The following is a 16594-nucleotide window of genomic DNA, read 5'->3' as shown; positions in this document are numbered from 1 at the left end:
GTATTTACTTAAGCAGTCGTACTGAATTGACGACCACTATGAGAGAACTAAACGACATGCCGATAACTGCCATCCAAGGAGTCAATATACCGCTGACAGCTAAGGGTAACACTAAAATATTGTATCCTAAGGCCCAAGCCATATTTTGCCTGATTTTCTGTTTACATCGATGAGCGACAGAAAATAAGTTTGGTAACTTACCCAAGGCATTTTTAAGTAAAATGATATCAGCTGAGGACTTGGCCAAGTCAGCCCCCGCTCCTAAGGTTACCGCAACGTCAGCTTGGGCTAAAACTGGCGCATCATTGATACCGTCACCAATCATCAACACCTTATGATATTGTTTTTGCAATGTTTGCACGAAAAGCAATTTTTGTTGCGGCGACTGCTGAGCTAACCATTTAGAAATGCCAAGGTTATTTGCGACTTGCTGTACGTTTTTCTCGTTATCGCCACTAAGCAAAGTGATGTCTTTGCGGCTTAAACGTCGCAGCATGTCGCTCACGTCGGGGCGAAGGGTGTCACTTAATTCAAATCCGCATACGAACTGTTTATCAATTTGCATAACAATGCTGCAATTGTTCAGGGTATTCGGTATTGCGTTATCTGCTGTAACACGATGAGTTGCAAATAATGCTACATGTTTTTTGTTTACTGTGGCACTTACACCTTCACCTAAGGTAAAGCAAAATTCAGTGACATTAGGGAATACTGGACTATCGTTAAATGCTCGCGCAATAGGATGCTCTGAGAATTGCTCTACACTGTGCGCATAGCGCAACAATGTTTCATCGCCGTAATCTGAGATATTATGGATAGCCGAGATAGATATTTTACCTTCGGTCAGCGTACCTGTTTTATCAAGTACGATATGATCGACTTGAGTTAGTTGTTCCAATACGTCTGAACGTTTGAGCAGCACACCTTGCTTGTTTAGATTTGCCATGGCAAAGGATAGGGCAGATGGTGTCGCTAAACCAAGAGCACACGGGCAGGTTGCGATAAGCACTGAAATAGCAATCCAAAACGCATCTGGATTCCCTTGCCACCACCAAAATACAAAACTACCAAGTGAAAAGACCAATACTGCCAACACGAAGTACTGGGCAAACTGATCGGCCATGGTCGCAATTTTCGGCTTATTGGCCATCGCTTGTTCTTGCAAGCGTGCAATCTGATTGACTAATGCGTATTTAAATTGCGAGGTGACTTTGATGGTCAAGGTACCACTTTTATTAATTGTTCCGCCGTATACTAAGTCATCTACGCCTTTGTCTATTGGGTAGAATTCCCCAGTCAGTAAAGACTCATCAATTTGGGCACTGCCGCGCAACACCATGCCATCGATTGGGATCGTTTCACCCGCTTTAACCAAGATAATATCGTCGATTTTTAGGGTTCTAGCCAAGGTAGGTTGTAGTTCATCGTTAACCAATAGGTTTGCTGTTAACGGTATATACTGCAGCATATTAGCAGATATTTGCGCAGCCTTATGCCGAGCCTGATGTTCAATGAAACGACTAACCAACAGTAAAAATATAAACATACAAACAGATTCAAAGTACACCTGACCTTGTTCGAATACGGTTGCCCAAACTCCAGAAAAATAGGTGGCTAACAAGGCAATAGATACGGGAACATCCATATTCACAGTGCGGCTCTTTAAGGCTTTATAAGCACTTTGGTAAAACCCTGCGCCAGAGTAAAACACCACAGGTGTACTCAAAACTAAGCTGACCCAGTTAAAAAATGAGCTTGTTTGTGGCTCTAAATCACCGAATAAATCGAAATACACGCCTATGGCAAGCATCATAACTTGCATGGTCATTAACCCAGCGAGACCGATACGCTTGAGTTGAGTTTTGTGATCTTTTTGAAATAATGCTTCGTGTTGTTCTTGTTGAAAAGGACTTGCATTATAGCCAATGCGCTCTATCGACGCCATAATCTGGCTTAAACTCAGCGCACTGGTATACCAAGTGATCAACGCCCGGTTGGCAGTAACATTGACTGATACTTGTTTGATACCAGCTAATTTACTTAACTGTTTTTCAATCAGCCAGCCACAAGCAGCGCAGCTGATACCACTTAAACTCAGTTGGATTTCGCTGATGTCGCCTTGATGAATAACAAAGTCTTGTTGAATACTTTGCTCGTCGAAAATAGATAACTGCGCAAGGGTATCTTGCAGATTATCGTCCGCTTTAACACTAGGTTCAGTTCGAAAGCGATAGTAATCATCTAACCCATTGTCAACAATTGCTTCAGCAACAGCTTGGCAGCCAGGGCAACACATAATACGTTGTTCGCCTAATACCAATGCGTGATAAGTATTACCATCAACTGCGGGTAAACCGCAGTGGTAGCAAGGAGAGGAATCTTTCATTAGGGATTAAAAGCTATGCTGTCTTCTTGAGGTAGAGAAAGTGTTTGCTGAATTTTCCATTCTTGGTCATGAGGTGTGAGAGCAATCTGCCACTTTCCGGTCAAATCGTTCTCTGCACTACCGCGATAAACGCCATTAGCATCACGGAATAAATCAACCGTCTGATCCTTGGGTTCCTGAGTCACATGATAAAAAGACAAACGTAACGCCGCGCCGCTTGGTGGGGCGCCATCAATGAAGCGTAAACTGATTTGTTGTTGATTTACGGTTAGCTCTGTTTGCATACCACGCATCTTAGCTTCTTGTACTTTTTCAAGGCTGAGGTTAATAGATTTTCCTTGCTTGTAATAATCATCGACCACCATAGTATCTTGCCCGACCAAAGCAAAGCGCAGCATATTAAAACTTAAAATCATGGAACACACAGGTATGGTAATAAGAAACCATGGCCAGAACTGCTTGTACCATTTTGGGGTATCCGTAATCGACGGTTCAGAAGAAGGGGACATAACAACCTTAAATAAAAAATGAATATAAAAAAGCCTCGCCGAAGCGAGGCTTATTCTAACCGAAAACGAGGTTACTTATCTTGCGATAAACTGTAAACATATGCTGCAACCAAGTGAATTTTTTCATCGCCCAAGGTTTTCTTGAAAGATGGCATTACACCGTTACGACCATAAGTTAACGTTTCAGTTACGGCTTTATGACTGCCACCGTATAACCAGATGTTATCCGTTAAATTAGGTGCACCAACTAATTGGTTACCTTTACCATCTGGACCATGACAAGCTGAACAGATGGCGAAACGGGCTTTACCTTTTTCCGCTAAATCGGGATCAACTTGACGACCACTTAGGCTTAATGCGTAAGCAGCGACTTCCTCTATGCCTTGCTCACCCATTGAAGCAAGCTGAGCTGGCATGGCAGCCTGACGGCCTAGGGTCAAGGTTTCGGTTATCTTGGCAGGCGTACCGCCATATAACCAGTCATTATCTGTTAAGTTAGGGAAGCCTCGCTGACCACGTGCATCTGAACCGTGACACTGAGAGCAGTTTTGACTAAACAAACGCTGACCAACTTTGAGTGCTTCGGGATCATGGGCCAATTTTTCAATTGGTTGCTTAGCATAGGCTGCAAAAATAGGTGCAAAACGTTCTTCCGCAAAATCTAATTCACGGTCATATTGCACAATTTCACCATTTTCTTTTGCTGCAATGCGCGCTGCGTCCGACTCCGCTAATGAACGGATATCTTGGTTTGAACTTTTCCAACCAAGCAAACCTTCAAAACTACCCAAACCAGGGTAAAGCAGAAAGTACAAGAAACCCCAAACAATAGTGGCGTAAAACATAATCGTCCACCAACGTGGCAGCTGATTATTGATCTCAATGATGCCATCAAATTCATGATGCATGTCATCGCCTTCGGCTACGCCTGTTTGGTTACTTAAACACCAACGCAATAACAAAAAACATCCAATAATTGTTCCCAGTGTAATAACTGTGATCCATATGCTCCAAAAGCTACTCATGTGTGCCTGACTCCCGCTTTTCTTTTTTGTCCTTGTCCTCATCAGCAAAAATCAAATTAGCGGCTTCGTCGAAGCCTTTTTTTGATTTTTTACTGTAGGCCCAAATAACAATACCTATAAATACAATAAACACGACTAAGGTAAATATGGTTCCAGTGATTGCGTAATCCATATTACTTCAACGCTGTTCCAAGAGACTGCAAGTATGCAACCAGTGCATCAATCTCATATTTACCTTCAACTGCTGTTTTAGCTCCCGCAATATCTTCATCGGTGTAAGGAACACCAAAATCACGAAATACAGCTAGTTTTTTAGCGGTCAGGTCGCCTGTCAGTTGGTTTTCAAACAACCAAGGGAAACCAGGCATGTTTGATTCAGGTACCACGTCACGCGGATTTCTTAAATGAACACGGTGCCATTCGTCACTATAGCGACCACCAACACGTGCTAAGTCAGGTCCGGTGCGTTTAGAACCCCAAAGGAATGGATGTTCCCAAACTGATTCGCCTGCCACAGAGTAATGGCCATAACGTTCAGTTTCGGCACGAAATGGACGGATCATCTGGCTATGGCAGCCAACACAACCTTCGCGAATATAGATATCACGACCTTCCATTTGCAGGGCAGTATAGGGCTCAAGTCCATCTACAGGTTTCATTGTTTGTTGTTGAAACATTAACGGAGTAATTTCAACCATAGCGCCAAAACTAATGGCTACCAGGATTAAAATGGTCAATAAACCAACGTTTTTTTCTACTAACTCATGTGCGTTTTTCATCTAAACTATTCCTACGCTGGTTGTACTTCGGCGTCTAAAGGAGATGTTTCTTCTTCAGACTTAGAGCGGATTGTCATGTAGCAGTTGTAAGCCATGATAAGCATGCCAACAACTACAAATATACCGCCTACAAAGCGTACGAAGTAGAAAGGTTTAGAAGCCTCTAACGCTTCCACAAAGCTATAGGTTAATGTGCCATCAGCGTTAACTGCGCGCCACATTAGACCCTGCAATACACCTGACATCCACATTGCGACGATGTACAACACCACGCCAATTGTCGCCAACCAGAAGTGAACATTGATTAGATAGATGCTGTGCATTTTAGGTTTATTGAACAATACGGGGATCAAGTGGTAAATAGAACCAATCGATACCATCGCAACCCAACCTAGCGCACCAGAGTGAACGTGACCGATAGTCCAATCAGTATAATGAGAAAGCGCATTAACCGTTTTGATTGCCATCATAGGGCCTTCAAAAGTCGACATACCGTAAAACGACAGTGAAACCACTAAGAAACGTAATATAGGGTCAGTGCGAAGCTTATGCCATGCACCTGATAGCGTCATGATGCCGTTTATCATACCGCCCCAAGAAGGAACGAATAAGATAATTGACATAACCATGCCGACAGATTGAGTCCAATCTGGTAAAGCAGTGTAATGTAAATGGTGAGGACCAGCCCAAATATACAGTGAAATCAGTGCCCAGAAATGCACGACTGATAAACGATAAGAATAAACTGGGCGACCCGCTTGTTTAGGCACAAAGTAATACATCATCCCTAAGAAACCAGCTGTTAAGAAGAAGCCTACCGCGTTATGTCCGTACCACCACTGCATAATGGCATCTACTGCCCCAGCATAAATCGAATACGATTTAAACAGCGATACTGGCACTACCATGCTGTTACCAACATGCAGGACTAATACGGTTAATATAAATGCACCAAAGAACCAGTTGGCAACATAAATATGCGACACCTTTCGGATAATCATAGTGCCGAAGAAGTTGATCATATAAGCAGACCAGACTAAGGCAATCATAATATCGATTGGCCATTCTAATTCTGCATATTCTTTAGTTGATGTTAATCCCATTGGAAGGGTAACAACAGCCGAAAGAATGACAGCTTGCCAACCCCAAAAGGTAAACGAAGCCAACTTATCACTGAATAAACGTACCTGAGAGGTACGCTGAACCACATAAAATGAGGTTGCCATCAATGCACAGCCACCGAACGCGAAAATGACCGCGTTAGTGTGTAATGGTCTCAAACGTGAGAACGTTAACCAAGGTGTATCGAAATTTAAGGCTGGCCAATATAATTGGGCTGCAATAAACACGCCTAACGACATGCCAATGATGCCCCAGACGACCGTCATAACTGCAAACTGACGCACAACTTTGTAGTTGTACTCAGGGTGTACTTGAATAGCTTCGCTCATTTTAATGAATCTTCCACTTCAATAAGGATGTATGAGTATCTCGTGTGTGTCCTAAAACATGTTGGTTTTGTGTATGTGCACATTAACCGAAGTTATCTATACCCATACGCAAAATTAGCATGTTATTAACCCACGTATAATAATCAAAATATGCTCAAAAAGATAGGCACAAACTCACTTGTAAGCTCAGTTTCTATATTGCAAAATTGATTCAAATCAAGTTACTAAATTAGCTGCTCTTGAATCGTTTAATTATTGCTCGTTTTTGGCCATTCGCCTTAATTTTATTATTAATATGTTTTACTTACCTATATTCCGTCAAAAATGTTCAGCAACAAAAAGGAACACAGTGTCAGTTGTTCGAAACGCAAACTTGCGTTGTTTCAATACAAGGACTGGATTTTAGTGGGCGTCTTTTACGAACAGCTGAAGTGGAAGAGGAAATAAATATCGAACTGGCTTATCCCAGTCAGTACACCTTGCAGCAGAGTTATATTCAAGGCATCAATATGTATATGGGCCAAACAGCTTTGATTAATACAGCCTCCTCAACCGAAGATGGTATGACAACTGCTAAATATCTTTTTTTCTTAGGGGCATGCAGTGAGCGAGATATGCGTTGGCAGTTAGTTTTACTTTTTGTTAATCCGGCTACGTTAGACGAGAAGCGGTTGTTTTTTAACTTTGACACACATTATTAATTAGATTTGCTTAACTTGATAAAAAATAAGTATAAAAAAACGCCTAATCAGCAAGCTGGTTAGGCGTTTTTATACATCATTAAACAAAATTTACATTTGTGACTGCAAATAGTTAGACAATCCAATACGCTTGATTAGGCCGAGTTGTTGCTCTAACCAGTGGGCATGATCCACTTCGGTATCATCCAATAACACCATCAATATGTCGCGTGTAACGTAGTCTTGCTCTGATTCAGCTACAGCAATCACTTCTTTGAGTTTATCACCCACCACATACTCAACCCGCAAATCGCTTTCAAGCATAGAAGGTACGTCGGTACCGATAATTAGCCCATCACGGTCAACCATGTTTGGTGTACCTTCAAGAAACAATATCCGTTCTATCAGTTTAGTTGCATGGCCTTTTTCATCGTCAAATTCATGATTAATGCGTTCATAAAGTTTATGCAAGCCCCAATCTAGATACATTTGAGAATGTACAAAGTATTGATCCATGGCTGCCAGTTCATAAGCGAGCAGGGCATTTAAACCCGATATAACATTACTTTTACCTTGCATTAGGCTTCTCCTTCAATAACTTGAGCTTGAAGATAGTTCTGTAAGCCCATATTCGAAATTTGATATTGCTGAGTTTCTAACCAATCTAAATGGTCTTCTTCGTATTCTAAAATATCTTCTAACAATTCGCGGGAGACATAATCCTGTTCTTGTTCGCACAAGCTAATGGCGTTTTTTAAAACGGGGATCTGAGCCAACTGAAATGTCATATCACATTGCAGCATTTCTTCGGTTTCTTCGCCAATAAGCAATTTACCGAGCATTTGTAAGTTCGGCAGCCCCTGTAAAAAAAGTATTCGTTCAATGACCGCGTCGGCTTGTTTCATATCTTTGATGGACTTTTTATAACACTTTTTGTCCAAGGCGTTTAAGCCCCAATTTTTATACATTCTAGCATGCAGAAAATACTGGTTAATCGACGTGAGTTCGCCGGTTAACACCTCATTTAAAGCAGATATGACTTTTTTACTGCGCAGCATAATTTCACCTATAAACAAACTCTAATAAGCACGCATTTGGCTTATCTATCAACTAATTCGACGAGTATAGATTACAAACTTAGTTAAATCAAAAAAAGCTTTTATTTCATATAGATAGCGAATGGAAATGAGAATAGTTGATGATCGCGCCTTAGTTCTTAATGCCTTTAAAACTTTACCTTTGCAACAAGCGTTTATCGACGAGGTAGTGAGCACTGATGACCCTTGTGCTGGCAAGGAATATCAGTGCGATAATGCAATCAGATATTAGAATAACAGTGTAGCCCGAAGGCAACGGTGCCTTAATCAGCCGATGCCTCTTTCACTTTTTGTTCCAGCGCATCAATAGGTGAAGAGGGGCGTCCAATTCCTTTGAGTAATCGGCCTAATATATCGGCGCCTGTGATTAAGCGAGGTGAATGGGAAGACCAAACGACTATAACGTCTGCGTGCAGTACTTCATCAGAACTGGCGTCAATGTCCTGCGTAATCTTCAAACGTTGCATGGCATCGCCTAAGGTACAATTTTCATCTTCAATGATAAGGGGGCGATGGCAGAAGCTGTAAGGGTCGCAAGGAGCATTGTCGACTAACGTTGCGCGGATAAATCCATCAGCATCTAACATAAGCAACGGATTTTTCTGCTCATCGAGTAGCAGAACCCATTTATGACCTGACGCATTTACCGCATCAACGAAGTCAGTAAAACCTTCACTACCTTGTTCCGGTAATAGGGGCAAATCGAGTTTGCAGGGCATGGTTAACATGCTTTTAGGATCAATCACTTCGCCTTCTTCATTTACGGTGATGTTATCTATCTGCAAAAAGTTAAGGGCGCCTACACCTTGCACATGCTCAACATCTGTCTCATCAGCTTCGATATGGGCATTAATAATAGCGGTTAATTCTTTCTCTCGAAAATAAGTAATACCTTCACGACCTAGCCAACCGTCTAAAATTAACGCCGTTGGTTTCGCCACAATAAATAGCAATACCTGATAGAAACGAATAATAGGAGTCAGTTTAGACGCCACTTGCAATGCATTACGTGAAAAGTAGGCTTGTGGGAAAATCTCACCTAGAAATGTAATGACTATCGTAGAAAACATAAACGAATACATGCCAGCCAATACGGAGTCAGACAATAACGTCAGCAGCACGTTAATTGATACATTGCCCCATAAAATGGTTGAAAGTAAAAAGTTAGAGTCTTCGCGCATGGATAGGATCACCGCCGCGTTTGCATTACCTTGTTTGGCCTCCACATCTAATTGCAAGCGACTTAGGCTAAAGAAGGCTAAGTTTAAACCAGAAAAAATAGCTGACTGAGTCACACAAAACGCTATTCCCAACCAAATTAATATATCTACAGTCATGTTATTTCTCGTAAGTAAGAAGCTAAGCTTTTAATTTTATTATATATTCGAACACAGAATTTACCTTGCATGCATGCATACATTGCTAAGATAAGACGTGATTAAACAATAGAAAGTCACACATTTGTCATTCTTATTCACGTAATTTTGTAAATGAGTAACGATATTAAAAAATTTACCGTTAATAATGTGACTTTCTAGACCCGTTGGCCGTCCAGTATTTAAGTAAACATCAAATGATAGTATCCATTTTGATGGGAACGCTTATCAACATGCTCTTTCCAATAGGAGAAAATACATGAGTAAAGAGAATTATCAGGAGTTTGAGCGAAAACTCGCTGAGGAAGTGCTGTCCAATCAGATCCTCCCAGAACCAGAGGCACTAGCCGCAAAAGTATTTAAACAAGAAAAATCGAAAGAGTTCGTTCGTCTTGGCGTACACGGTGTTTTTTCTATGCTATTGACTCTATTTGCCCCTTTAATGATGAGCCACAGTAAAAAACTCTTAAAGAAAAAGGTTAAACCCCAATGAACGAAAACATCAGTATCTGGTTTGAAGCGGTTTCGGGTTCGCTTGCTACCTTATTAGCGGAAGTTGCCGCGTTTATACCCTCACTATTTGCCGCAGCCATTATATTGCTGGTTGGTTATTTTATATCTAGAGTCCTGCGTTTTGCGGTATTTTCTATATTGAAAAAAGTGGGGCTAGATAAGCTTGCAAAAGCCACAGGTATAGACCAGCAACTTTCGAAGTTCGGTAGCCAAGTTTCGGTTTCAAGTACCTTAGCGATGCTTATTTTCTGGATAACCTTTTTAATTTTTATTGTGACCGCTGCCGACTCTCTGGGCCTATCACAGTTAGGCGAAACAATGGATCAGTTCCTACGTTTCATTCCTAAAATCATTGCTGCGACACTTATTTTGCTGTTTGGTCTCGCCGCGGCTAATCTGATTAAAAATGCTATTTTCAATGCAGCTAAAGCGGCTGATTTTGATTTCGCTCGTCCGCTATCGAAAGCAGCGTATGGCTTGGTTGCGATTTTAACGCTGTCTTTGACCATCAACCAGCTAGATATTGATACGGTGCTGCTGGATACTATTATTGCTATTGCACTGGCAACGCTCGGGGTTGGCACTGCGATATCTTTAGGTTTGGGTAGTCGCGAAGCTTCGCAAAATATTATTTACTCTTTATACGTATCAGATACTGTGAAAGTAGGGGATACCGTTACGACTAAAGCCGGTATCAAAGGTGAAATCGTCGAAATTACTGCGGTGGTGACGATTATCCGTGCCAATGATGAAACCTTAAAGGTCATCGACAATAAATCATTTTTAGACGGCCTGACCATACATTAGCAATAATGTAAGGTTTGACTGATTTGCAGCATCTAACAGATATTCAATTAGTTAAACGTACTTTGCAGCGCCGCGGCGATGCATCGTTGGCGTTTGCTAAATTGTATGGCCGCTATCAAGCTAAAATAGCAGCCTATATTGCGGCGAAAGTATCGTACAACCCCTCTTTAGTCGATGATGTTTTGCAAGATACGTTTATGACTGCGTGGCATAAATTAGAGCAACTGAAAGAGCACGATAAATTTTTCCCTTGGGTTGTGACCATTGCACGTAATACGGCCATGGACGTCTTACGTGAAAAGAAGCGAGTCGACGATATTAGTCATCTATTAAATCAGGAAGAGCCAGAAACAGAAGAAGAGCTAGATCTTGGTGCTACAGAGAAAATGCTGGTGAATCTCGACCCTGTTGACAGAGAAATAGTGGTAATGAAAGCCGTGTTGGAATGTTCTTTCGAAGAAATTAGCGCGCAATTAGGTTTAGCGCTAAGTGCCAGTAAAATGCGTTACTACCGTGCCCTTGATAAAGTAAAATCAGAAGTTTCTCTTTAGCCGCCCTAATCACCTCAGCACAAATATTTATCTAAATAACCTTCAGAATGTGACTTTATCAAAATACCTAACGTCTATTAGCTAATAACGTTATGTGAGCGCATATGTGCGCATTTTCGAAGGAATAACCAATGAGTAAAAGACAATATGCTTATCTAGCACTAGCCGTTTTGTTTGTGATTTTCGTCCTACAAAATATGCAATTAGATTATGTAAGCTTCCTATTTTGGGATTTCTCTATGCCGCGTTTACTCCTTATTTTAAGCACATTATTAATAGGGATAGTGATCGGCGCTTTGGTTCCATTTAGAAAATTGCTGCCGGGGAAAAATAAATAAAAATAATGTGACTAATTTTGCTAGGGCCTCGTCTATTGATCAAATTATTCGCTTAAATGCCCTCGCTGTGAGCGAAACTAATAATATAAAAAATCATAAATATTTAATGGAGAATAAAATGAAGAAACACACACTTGCACTCGCTGTATCTCTTGCCTTCATAGGTTCGTTTGCCAATGCTCAAGAGTCATCAGAAAAAGAAATCTGGGGCGCACTCTTTGGTGAGTATTACTCAGTTTACCCAGAGAAATTCGAACCAAATACCGCTTACGACAGTGGAATGGGGTGGGGCGCGGAAATTGGTATGAAGCTAAATCCTGATTGGGGTTTTCGTTTCGAGTTCGCCAAACTTGACCTAGATGCAGAACGTGGCAGCGGTAACATTACCGGCGAACGTATCGGTGTCGATGCCCTTTATTTTATTGACCAGAGTAACTATTACATCTTTGGTGGTTTGAAGAACCAACATTTAGATGAAAGCTATCGCATGGCTGATTTAGGTTTAGGTGCGCACTGGACGTTAAATGATAAATGGAAAGTAGTCACTGAGCTTGCTGGTTATTATGACTTCGGTCAAGGCAACCCTGAATACAGTGCAAAATTAGGTGTGGCTTATAGCTTTGGTAATTCAGGTTCACAAAACGTTAGCAAAGATTCAGATAAAGATGGTGTTATCGACCAACGCGATCTTTGCCCGAACACGCCATATGGGGTGGCAGTAAACTCTGATGGCTGTGCACTTAGTATCGATAGTGATAATGATGGTGTAGCTGACACAATGGACCAGTGTGCCAATACGCCTATAAACGATAAAGTTGATGCTAAGGGCTGTAGTGTCTTTACCGAAGAGTCATTGACGATGTCATTGAAAATATTGTTCGATAATAACTCGAGCAAGGTGAAAAACATTGATGTGGCCAGCGTTGAAGATTTTGTTGATTTTATGCGTCGTTATGGCAGTACAGATGCAGTTATCGAAGGTTATGCATCTGCACCTGGCACCGACGAATACAACATGAAGTTGTCTGTTGAACGTGCAAATGCAGTACGTGAATATTTGATGGAAAAATACACCATTGAAGGCTCACGTCTAGAAGCGGTTGGTTATGGCGAAACGAAGTTATTAGATAACGCTAATACGCCTCAAGCCAATCAGAAAAACCGTCGTATCGAAGCGTATGTAACGGCAACAGTAAAAATAGCCATCACAAAATAGTCTTTTTATTCGTCTTTACTGTTTTTATCAGTGAATGCGAAGACCATCTTCTTATCTAAGGCACTCATATGAGTGCCTTTTTTATGGCATAATATTTATGCTCAAGTATGCTGAACACTGGTACAAGCAGGTGATACCTGCAAGATAATGTTTTTAGGTAGATAACTTTACTCAGGTATTTCATGTGCAACCAATCATAAATTATACGCTTTCATGTGCGCTCGCGTTCACATCGGCAGGCGCCATCGCCCAACAGTTGGGGACAGGCCAAAAAACCATCGAGCAATGCATGCTCAAACAAATTGAGCTTTCTGACGATAGCATCACATTAGGTGAGTTACGTGCTATTTGTTCAAGCAACAATGATAACAGAGTGCGCAAACGGGACCGCCTTGAACACCGCGCGTCATTGAATCCATTTGCATTATTGCCTCACAAACCAAACTACCTTCTACCGATTACGTTTGCGAATATCAGTAAACGTCCCTATGTTGGGGATTCAAAAGCCGAAAAGTATCAAGATAGCGAAGCAAAATTTCAAATATCGCTAAAGTATTTGGCTGTCGAAAACCTTATGTGGGATGGGCTAGATGTGCAAGTTGCCTTTACTGCGATAAGTTATTGGCAAGCGTATAACGGTGAAATATCGGCGCCTTTTAGAGAAACTAACTACGAACCAGAAATTATTTTTAACTATAGTCGGACATGGTCACTTCTTGGCCTGCCAATCGAGCAAACGTATGTTTCATTAAACCACCAGTCTAATGGTCAAACAGGAGATTTATCCCGCAGTTGGAATCGAATCATTGGCGGTGTAACCTTTGCGCAAAATGCCAATGTTACTTGGGGTCTGCGGACTTGGTGGCGCATCCCAGAAGATCAGAAAATAACGCCAGATGATTCAAGTGGTGATGACAACCCATTTATTGAGCGCTATATGGGGTATGGTGAAATAGGGGGCTTGTGGAATATTTCAGACCACCAAACACTAGAGCTAATCTTTAGAAATAACTTCAGAAGTGAAAATCGCGGAGCTATTCAGTTAGGCTGGACCTTTCCGATTACCAAACACTTGCGTGGCTACATTGAGTACTTTAATGGCTACGGAGAAAGCTTAATATATTATAACCATCACACAGAACGTTTAGGCATAGGTGTTAAATTAACTAATTGGTTATAATTTAGGTCAACCTATTCTGGCGCGCGTAGCGCCAGTTTTATCACGTTATTTAACTCATGATACATAACGGGCTTCACTAAGTGATAGGCCATGCCTGCCTCTTTCGTTCTTAGTTTATCTTCTTCGTAGGCGTTGCCAGTTAGCGCGACGATTTCCGCCTGCACACCCTTAGCCCTAATAACCCTGGTGGTTTCGATGCCACTTATATCCGGTAAGTTAATATCCATTAAGATTAAATCGAATTTTTTAGTTATTGCCAGTTCAATTGCTAGCGAACCAGTATTAGCGACTTCGACTTCATGCCCACTGCTTTCTAACATGGTCTTAACGACCTCAGCATTGATTGGTTCATCTTCTACCAATAGTACTTTGGCAGGCTTAAACGCTTCCGTTTTTAAAATATTTTTGTTGGCTAAAATGCGGATCGAATCGATAAAAAGATTTTTATCCAATGGTTTAGCAAAAGCTTGCCAAACATCAACAAACTTAATTTTTTCCTGATTTATTGATTCAGGAGACGCTGAAACAAAGATAAAGGGTGGGGTGCTTTTATCAAACATGGCCTGAATAGTTTCGGCCAATTCGTAACCGTTAAACCCAGGCATATGTATGTCGATTATCAGGCCTGCATAGTCGAGAATCGCGTCTTTCTTCAATAAAAATTTGCTTGCTGATTCAAATACATCCACTTCGAAATTTTCGTTGCGAAGAATACTGGAAATATATAATCGGCTCGTTTCTAAATCATCAATGACGGCAAATTTGATGGTCTTACTATGGGCATTCTTTTTACTCATATCTTCTGTTTTTTTATCACTTTTACCAAGCGGAACAGATAACTTAAAGGTACTGCCTTTTCCAATGACGCTGCTAAGCGTCAGGCTTCCTCCCATACCTTCAGCGAACTCCTTGGCGATAGTTAGGCCTAAACCAGCTCCGCTAACAGAGCCATTCTCACCGATAGTGATTTGGGTAAACTTGTCAAAGACCCAATGATGATGGTCTTCCTCGATGCCGATACCGGTATCACTGACAAAAATATGCAATAGGTATTTTTTATCTACGATAGCTAATTCAATACTAACTGAAATGCGTCCATCGACGGTGAATTTGACCGCATTGTTAAGAATATTACGCAATGCCTGAGACAACCGCATAGGGTCACCCACTACAAAGTCAGGTAACGTACTAGGGGAATCGAAATAGAACTCCAAGCCTTTTTTCCCTGCGCTTGAAGTCACGGGCGATATAACATTATCTAGCACTTTAATTAATTCAAATTCAATATATTCAAAGGTCAAAACTTTTGCTTCGATACGGGAGATATCGAGAATTTCATCCACCAGTGATAACAACTGATGTCCAGATTTTTGCGCTTTTTGCAAGTAAGCGTGTTGTTTTGCCGGATCGCGTTCTTGTTGGGCCAGTTCTACCATGCCAAACATACCGCTGATAGGCGAACGCAGTTCATGACTCATATTGGATAAAAACTGAGATTTAGACTTACTCGCCATGCCCGCGAGGCGGTCTACATGCAGGGTATGTTTGGTGTTATTGATAAATCTATCAATAAATCTAAATAATAATTTTTCAATAGGGTTGATGATGACAATGACGGTGATAATAAGCAGCAATAAGCTGACGATACTGGCAATTATGCTGACCTCGAACATATTATGGTTACCTTGCAATAAATTGTGCTGAAATTGGATCTCAGCCATAGATAACCGCTTAGTGAGTGCATAATATGCGTCGGGTAAAATACTGTTAGTAATATTAGCCGTGGTAGAATTTATCTCGAGCACATCTTGAGCGTAGCGAAAGAATTTAGTGGTAAGCGTATTAACGTTAACCTCATCTCCATTAAAAAGGTCATATAAAGAAGATTTTTGCTCAGCAAAGACCGTTTTAGGCAATGCTGTGTGGGCAAGGTAAGTATGGTTTTCTTCGAGTAATTTTATTAAAACCGTGGTTTTTCGTCTAAGTGTAACTTTTTCTTGAGAACTCTCGAGATGGTTATAACGCAATAAATTCACCGCAATATTGTGCACCAATGAGGTTTGCTGACTGGATATATTATAAAGGCGCTGTGCATTAGACTGCTCTTGTGCACTTGAAAACAGGTACAACCAAAGAAGCGATATTAAAGTTAGCGTAATAGTGAAATAGACGAGGTAACAACGCCTGATTTTACGTTTAACGATCCGTTGAATGTTCACTGTATGCTCCTATCGTTTGGTCTTCATTTGTAGCATTGTTCCTTGAGTTAACCGCGCGATATGAATCTGGCCATAAAAGCAGCGATAATTTCCCCAACTTCTTGGGTTTGAAGAAAACAGGCACTAAGTTGCTCAAAGCACGTTGGATTAAAAATCCAAGTCAAAAAGTGATTGGATAGATCTGTTAAAAGCCTTTCGCTTATTAGTCAATTACAATTGTAATCTTTTTTTACATTTTATCTCTTCAACTTTAGGCGTAATTTATTGCGCAAAAGCAACAACATAGCGTCAAATTTTATTTTATGTTAAACGCAGTTTTAGAATCAACTGTTGGGTAAATAAATTTATCCATATATAGTGTTTTTTCTATATGTATTTTTCAGGTTATTTGACTAAAAAGCTAATTTGATGATGAAGGTCAATTTTTCGATTAGCCTGATTGATATCCTAGTGTTTTAAGCGCTAAG

General features: G+C 40.9%; 18 protein-coding genes. 8 read left to right on the top strand and 10 right to left on the bottom strand.

Going from position 1 to position 16594, the window contains the following annotated elements; all coding sequences use genetic code 11:
- Positions 1–4: 4 nt before the first annotated feature.
- From GQR89_RS10770 to ccoN, 6 genes are all read right to left on the bottom strand, one after another.
- A complete protein-coding gene (locus GQR89_RS10770) occupies positions 5–2386 on the bottom strand; it encodes a heavy metal translocating P-type ATPase (RefSeq protein WP_158770048.1) in 2382 nt (793 codons plus the stop codon).
- Positions 2386–2895, bottom strand: a complete 510-nt coding sequence (locus tag GQR89_RS10765) for a FixH family protein (RefSeq protein WP_158770047.1) — start codon at positions 2893–2895, stop codon at positions 2386–2388. Before GQR89_RS10765 ends, GQR89_RS10770 begins: the two co-directional genes overlap by 1 nt.
- Before the next feature lie 71 nt (positions 2896–2966).
- Positions 2967–3920: a cytochrome-c oxidase, cbb3-type subunit III gene (ccoP, locus tag GQR89_RS10760; RefSeq protein ID WP_158770046.1), complete on the bottom strand. Its 954-nt coding sequence runs from the start codon at positions 3918–3920 to the stop codon at positions 2967–2969.
- Positions 3913–4092 (bottom strand): cbb3-type cytochrome c oxidase subunit 3, encoded by a 180-nt coding sequence (locus tag GQR89_RS10755; RefSeq protein ID WP_158770045.1) that lies wholly within the window; start codon positions 4090–4092, stop codon positions 3913–3915. Before GQR89_RS10755 ends, ccoP begins: the two co-directional genes overlap by 8 nt.
- A gap of 1 nt (position 4093) precedes the next feature.
- Entirely contained in the window at positions 4094–4699 is a 606-nt protein-coding gene (gene ccoO / locus GQR89_RS10750) for a cytochrome-c oxidase, cbb3-type subunit II (RefSeq protein ID WP_158770044.1), read from the bottom strand.
- A gap of 11 nt (positions 4700–4710) precedes the next feature.
- Entirely contained in the window at positions 4711–6150 is a 1440-nt protein-coding gene (gene ccoN / locus GQR89_RS10745; protein ID WP_158770043.1) for a cytochrome-c oxidase, cbb3-type subunit I, read from the bottom strand.
- A gap of 239 nt (positions 6151–6389) precedes the next feature.
- Here ccoN and GQR89_RS10740 point away from each other — a divergent pair, with 239 nt between their 5' ends.
- The gene (locus tag GQR89_RS10740; protein ID WP_233268943.1) at positions 6390–6851 is read left to right on the top strand and encodes a hypothetical protein; all 462 of its coding nucleotides are present in this window, start codon (positions 6390–6392) and stop codon (positions 6849–6851) included.
- Between the two features lie 90 nt (positions 6852–6941).
- Here the strand turns inward: GQR89_RS10740 and bfr (GQR89_RS10735) are convergent, their stop codons facing one another.
- Together bfr (GQR89_RS10735) and bfr (GQR89_RS10730) are read right to left on the bottom strand one after the other, a co-directional pair.
- Positions 6942–7409, bottom strand: a complete 468-nt coding sequence (bfr, locus tag GQR89_RS10735) for a bacterioferritin (RefSeq protein ID WP_158770042.1) — start codon at positions 7407–7409, stop codon at positions 6942–6944.
- Positions 7409–7888 (bottom strand): bacterioferritin, encoded by a 480-nt coding sequence (bfr, locus tag GQR89_RS10730; protein WP_158770041.1) that lies wholly within the window; start codon positions 7886–7888, stop codon positions 7409–7411. The genes bfr (GQR89_RS10735) and bfr (GQR89_RS10730) overlap by 1 nt, the downstream gene beginning before the upstream one ends.
- A gap of 121 nt (positions 7889–8009) precedes the next feature.
- Between bfr (GQR89_RS10730) and GQR89_RS10725 the strand changes: the two genes are divergently transcribed.
- On the top strand, positions 8010–8159 hold the full coding sequence (locus GQR89_RS10725; protein WP_158770040.1) for a hypothetical protein: 150 nt from the start codon (positions 8010–8012) through the stop codon (positions 8157–8159).
- A gap of 31 nt (positions 8160–8190) precedes the next feature.
- On the opposite strand, the gene GQR89_RS10720 is transcribed toward GQR89_RS10725, so the two are convergent.
- Complete coding sequence (locus GQR89_RS10720) at positions 8191–9264, bottom strand: DUF21 domain-containing protein (protein ID WP_158770039.1); 1074 nt, start codon at positions 9262–9264, stop codon at positions 8191–8193.
- 298 nt (positions 9265–9562) lie between these two features.
- On the opposite strand from GQR89_RS10720, the gene GQR89_RS10715 reads away from it, so the two are divergent.
- The 6 genes from GQR89_RS10715 to GQR89_RS10690 all read left to right on the top strand — a co-directional run bounded on the left by GQR89_RS10715 (position 9563) and on the right by GQR89_RS10690 (position 13908).
- The gene (locus GQR89_RS10715; protein WP_158770038.1) at positions 9563–9796 is read left to right on the top strand and encodes a hypothetical protein; all 234 of its coding nucleotides are present in this window, start codon (positions 9563–9565) and stop codon (positions 9794–9796) included.
- Positions 9793–10623: a mechanosensitive ion channel domain-containing protein gene (locus tag GQR89_RS10710; RefSeq protein WP_158770037.1), complete on the top strand. Its 831-nt coding sequence runs from the start codon at positions 9793–9795 to the stop codon at positions 10621–10623. Before GQR89_RS10715 ends, GQR89_RS10710 begins: the two co-directional genes overlap by 4 nt.
- A 23-nt stretch (positions 10624–10646) precedes the next feature.
- Positions 10647–11174, top strand: a complete 528-nt coding sequence (locus GQR89_RS10705; RefSeq protein WP_158770036.1) for an RNA polymerase sigma factor — start codon at positions 10647–10649, stop codon at positions 11172–11174.
- Between the two features lie 131 nt (positions 11175–11305).
- Entirely contained in the window at positions 11306–11512 is a 207-nt protein-coding gene (locus GQR89_RS10700; RefSeq protein ID WP_158770035.1) for a lipopolysaccharide assembly protein LapA domain-containing protein, read from the top strand.
- A gap of 118 nt (positions 11513–11630) precedes the next feature.
- Entirely contained in the window at positions 11631–12728 is a 1098-nt protein-coding gene (locus GQR89_RS10695) for an OmpA family protein (protein WP_158770034.1), read from the top strand.
- Positions 12729–13017: 289 nt separating this feature from the next.
- A complete protein-coding gene (locus tag GQR89_RS10690; RefSeq protein WP_158772232.1) occupies positions 13018–13908 on the top strand; it encodes a phospholipase A in 891 nt (296 codons plus the stop codon).
- Positions 13909–13919: 11 nt separating this feature from the next.
- On the opposite strand, the gene GQR89_RS10685 is transcribed toward GQR89_RS10690, so the two are convergent.
- Entirely contained in the window at positions 13920–16127 is a 2208-nt protein-coding gene (locus GQR89_RS10685; protein ID WP_158770033.1) for a response regulator, read from the bottom strand.
- Positions 16128–16594 lie beyond the last annotated feature (467 nt).

Source organism: Paraglaciecola sp. L1A13, from assembly GCF_009796745.1.
Classification (GTDB): Bacteria; Pseudomonadota; Gammaproteobacteria; order Enterobacterales; family Alteromonadaceae; genus Paraglaciecola.
This window is presented reverse-complemented; position numbering and strand designations above follow the sequence as displayed.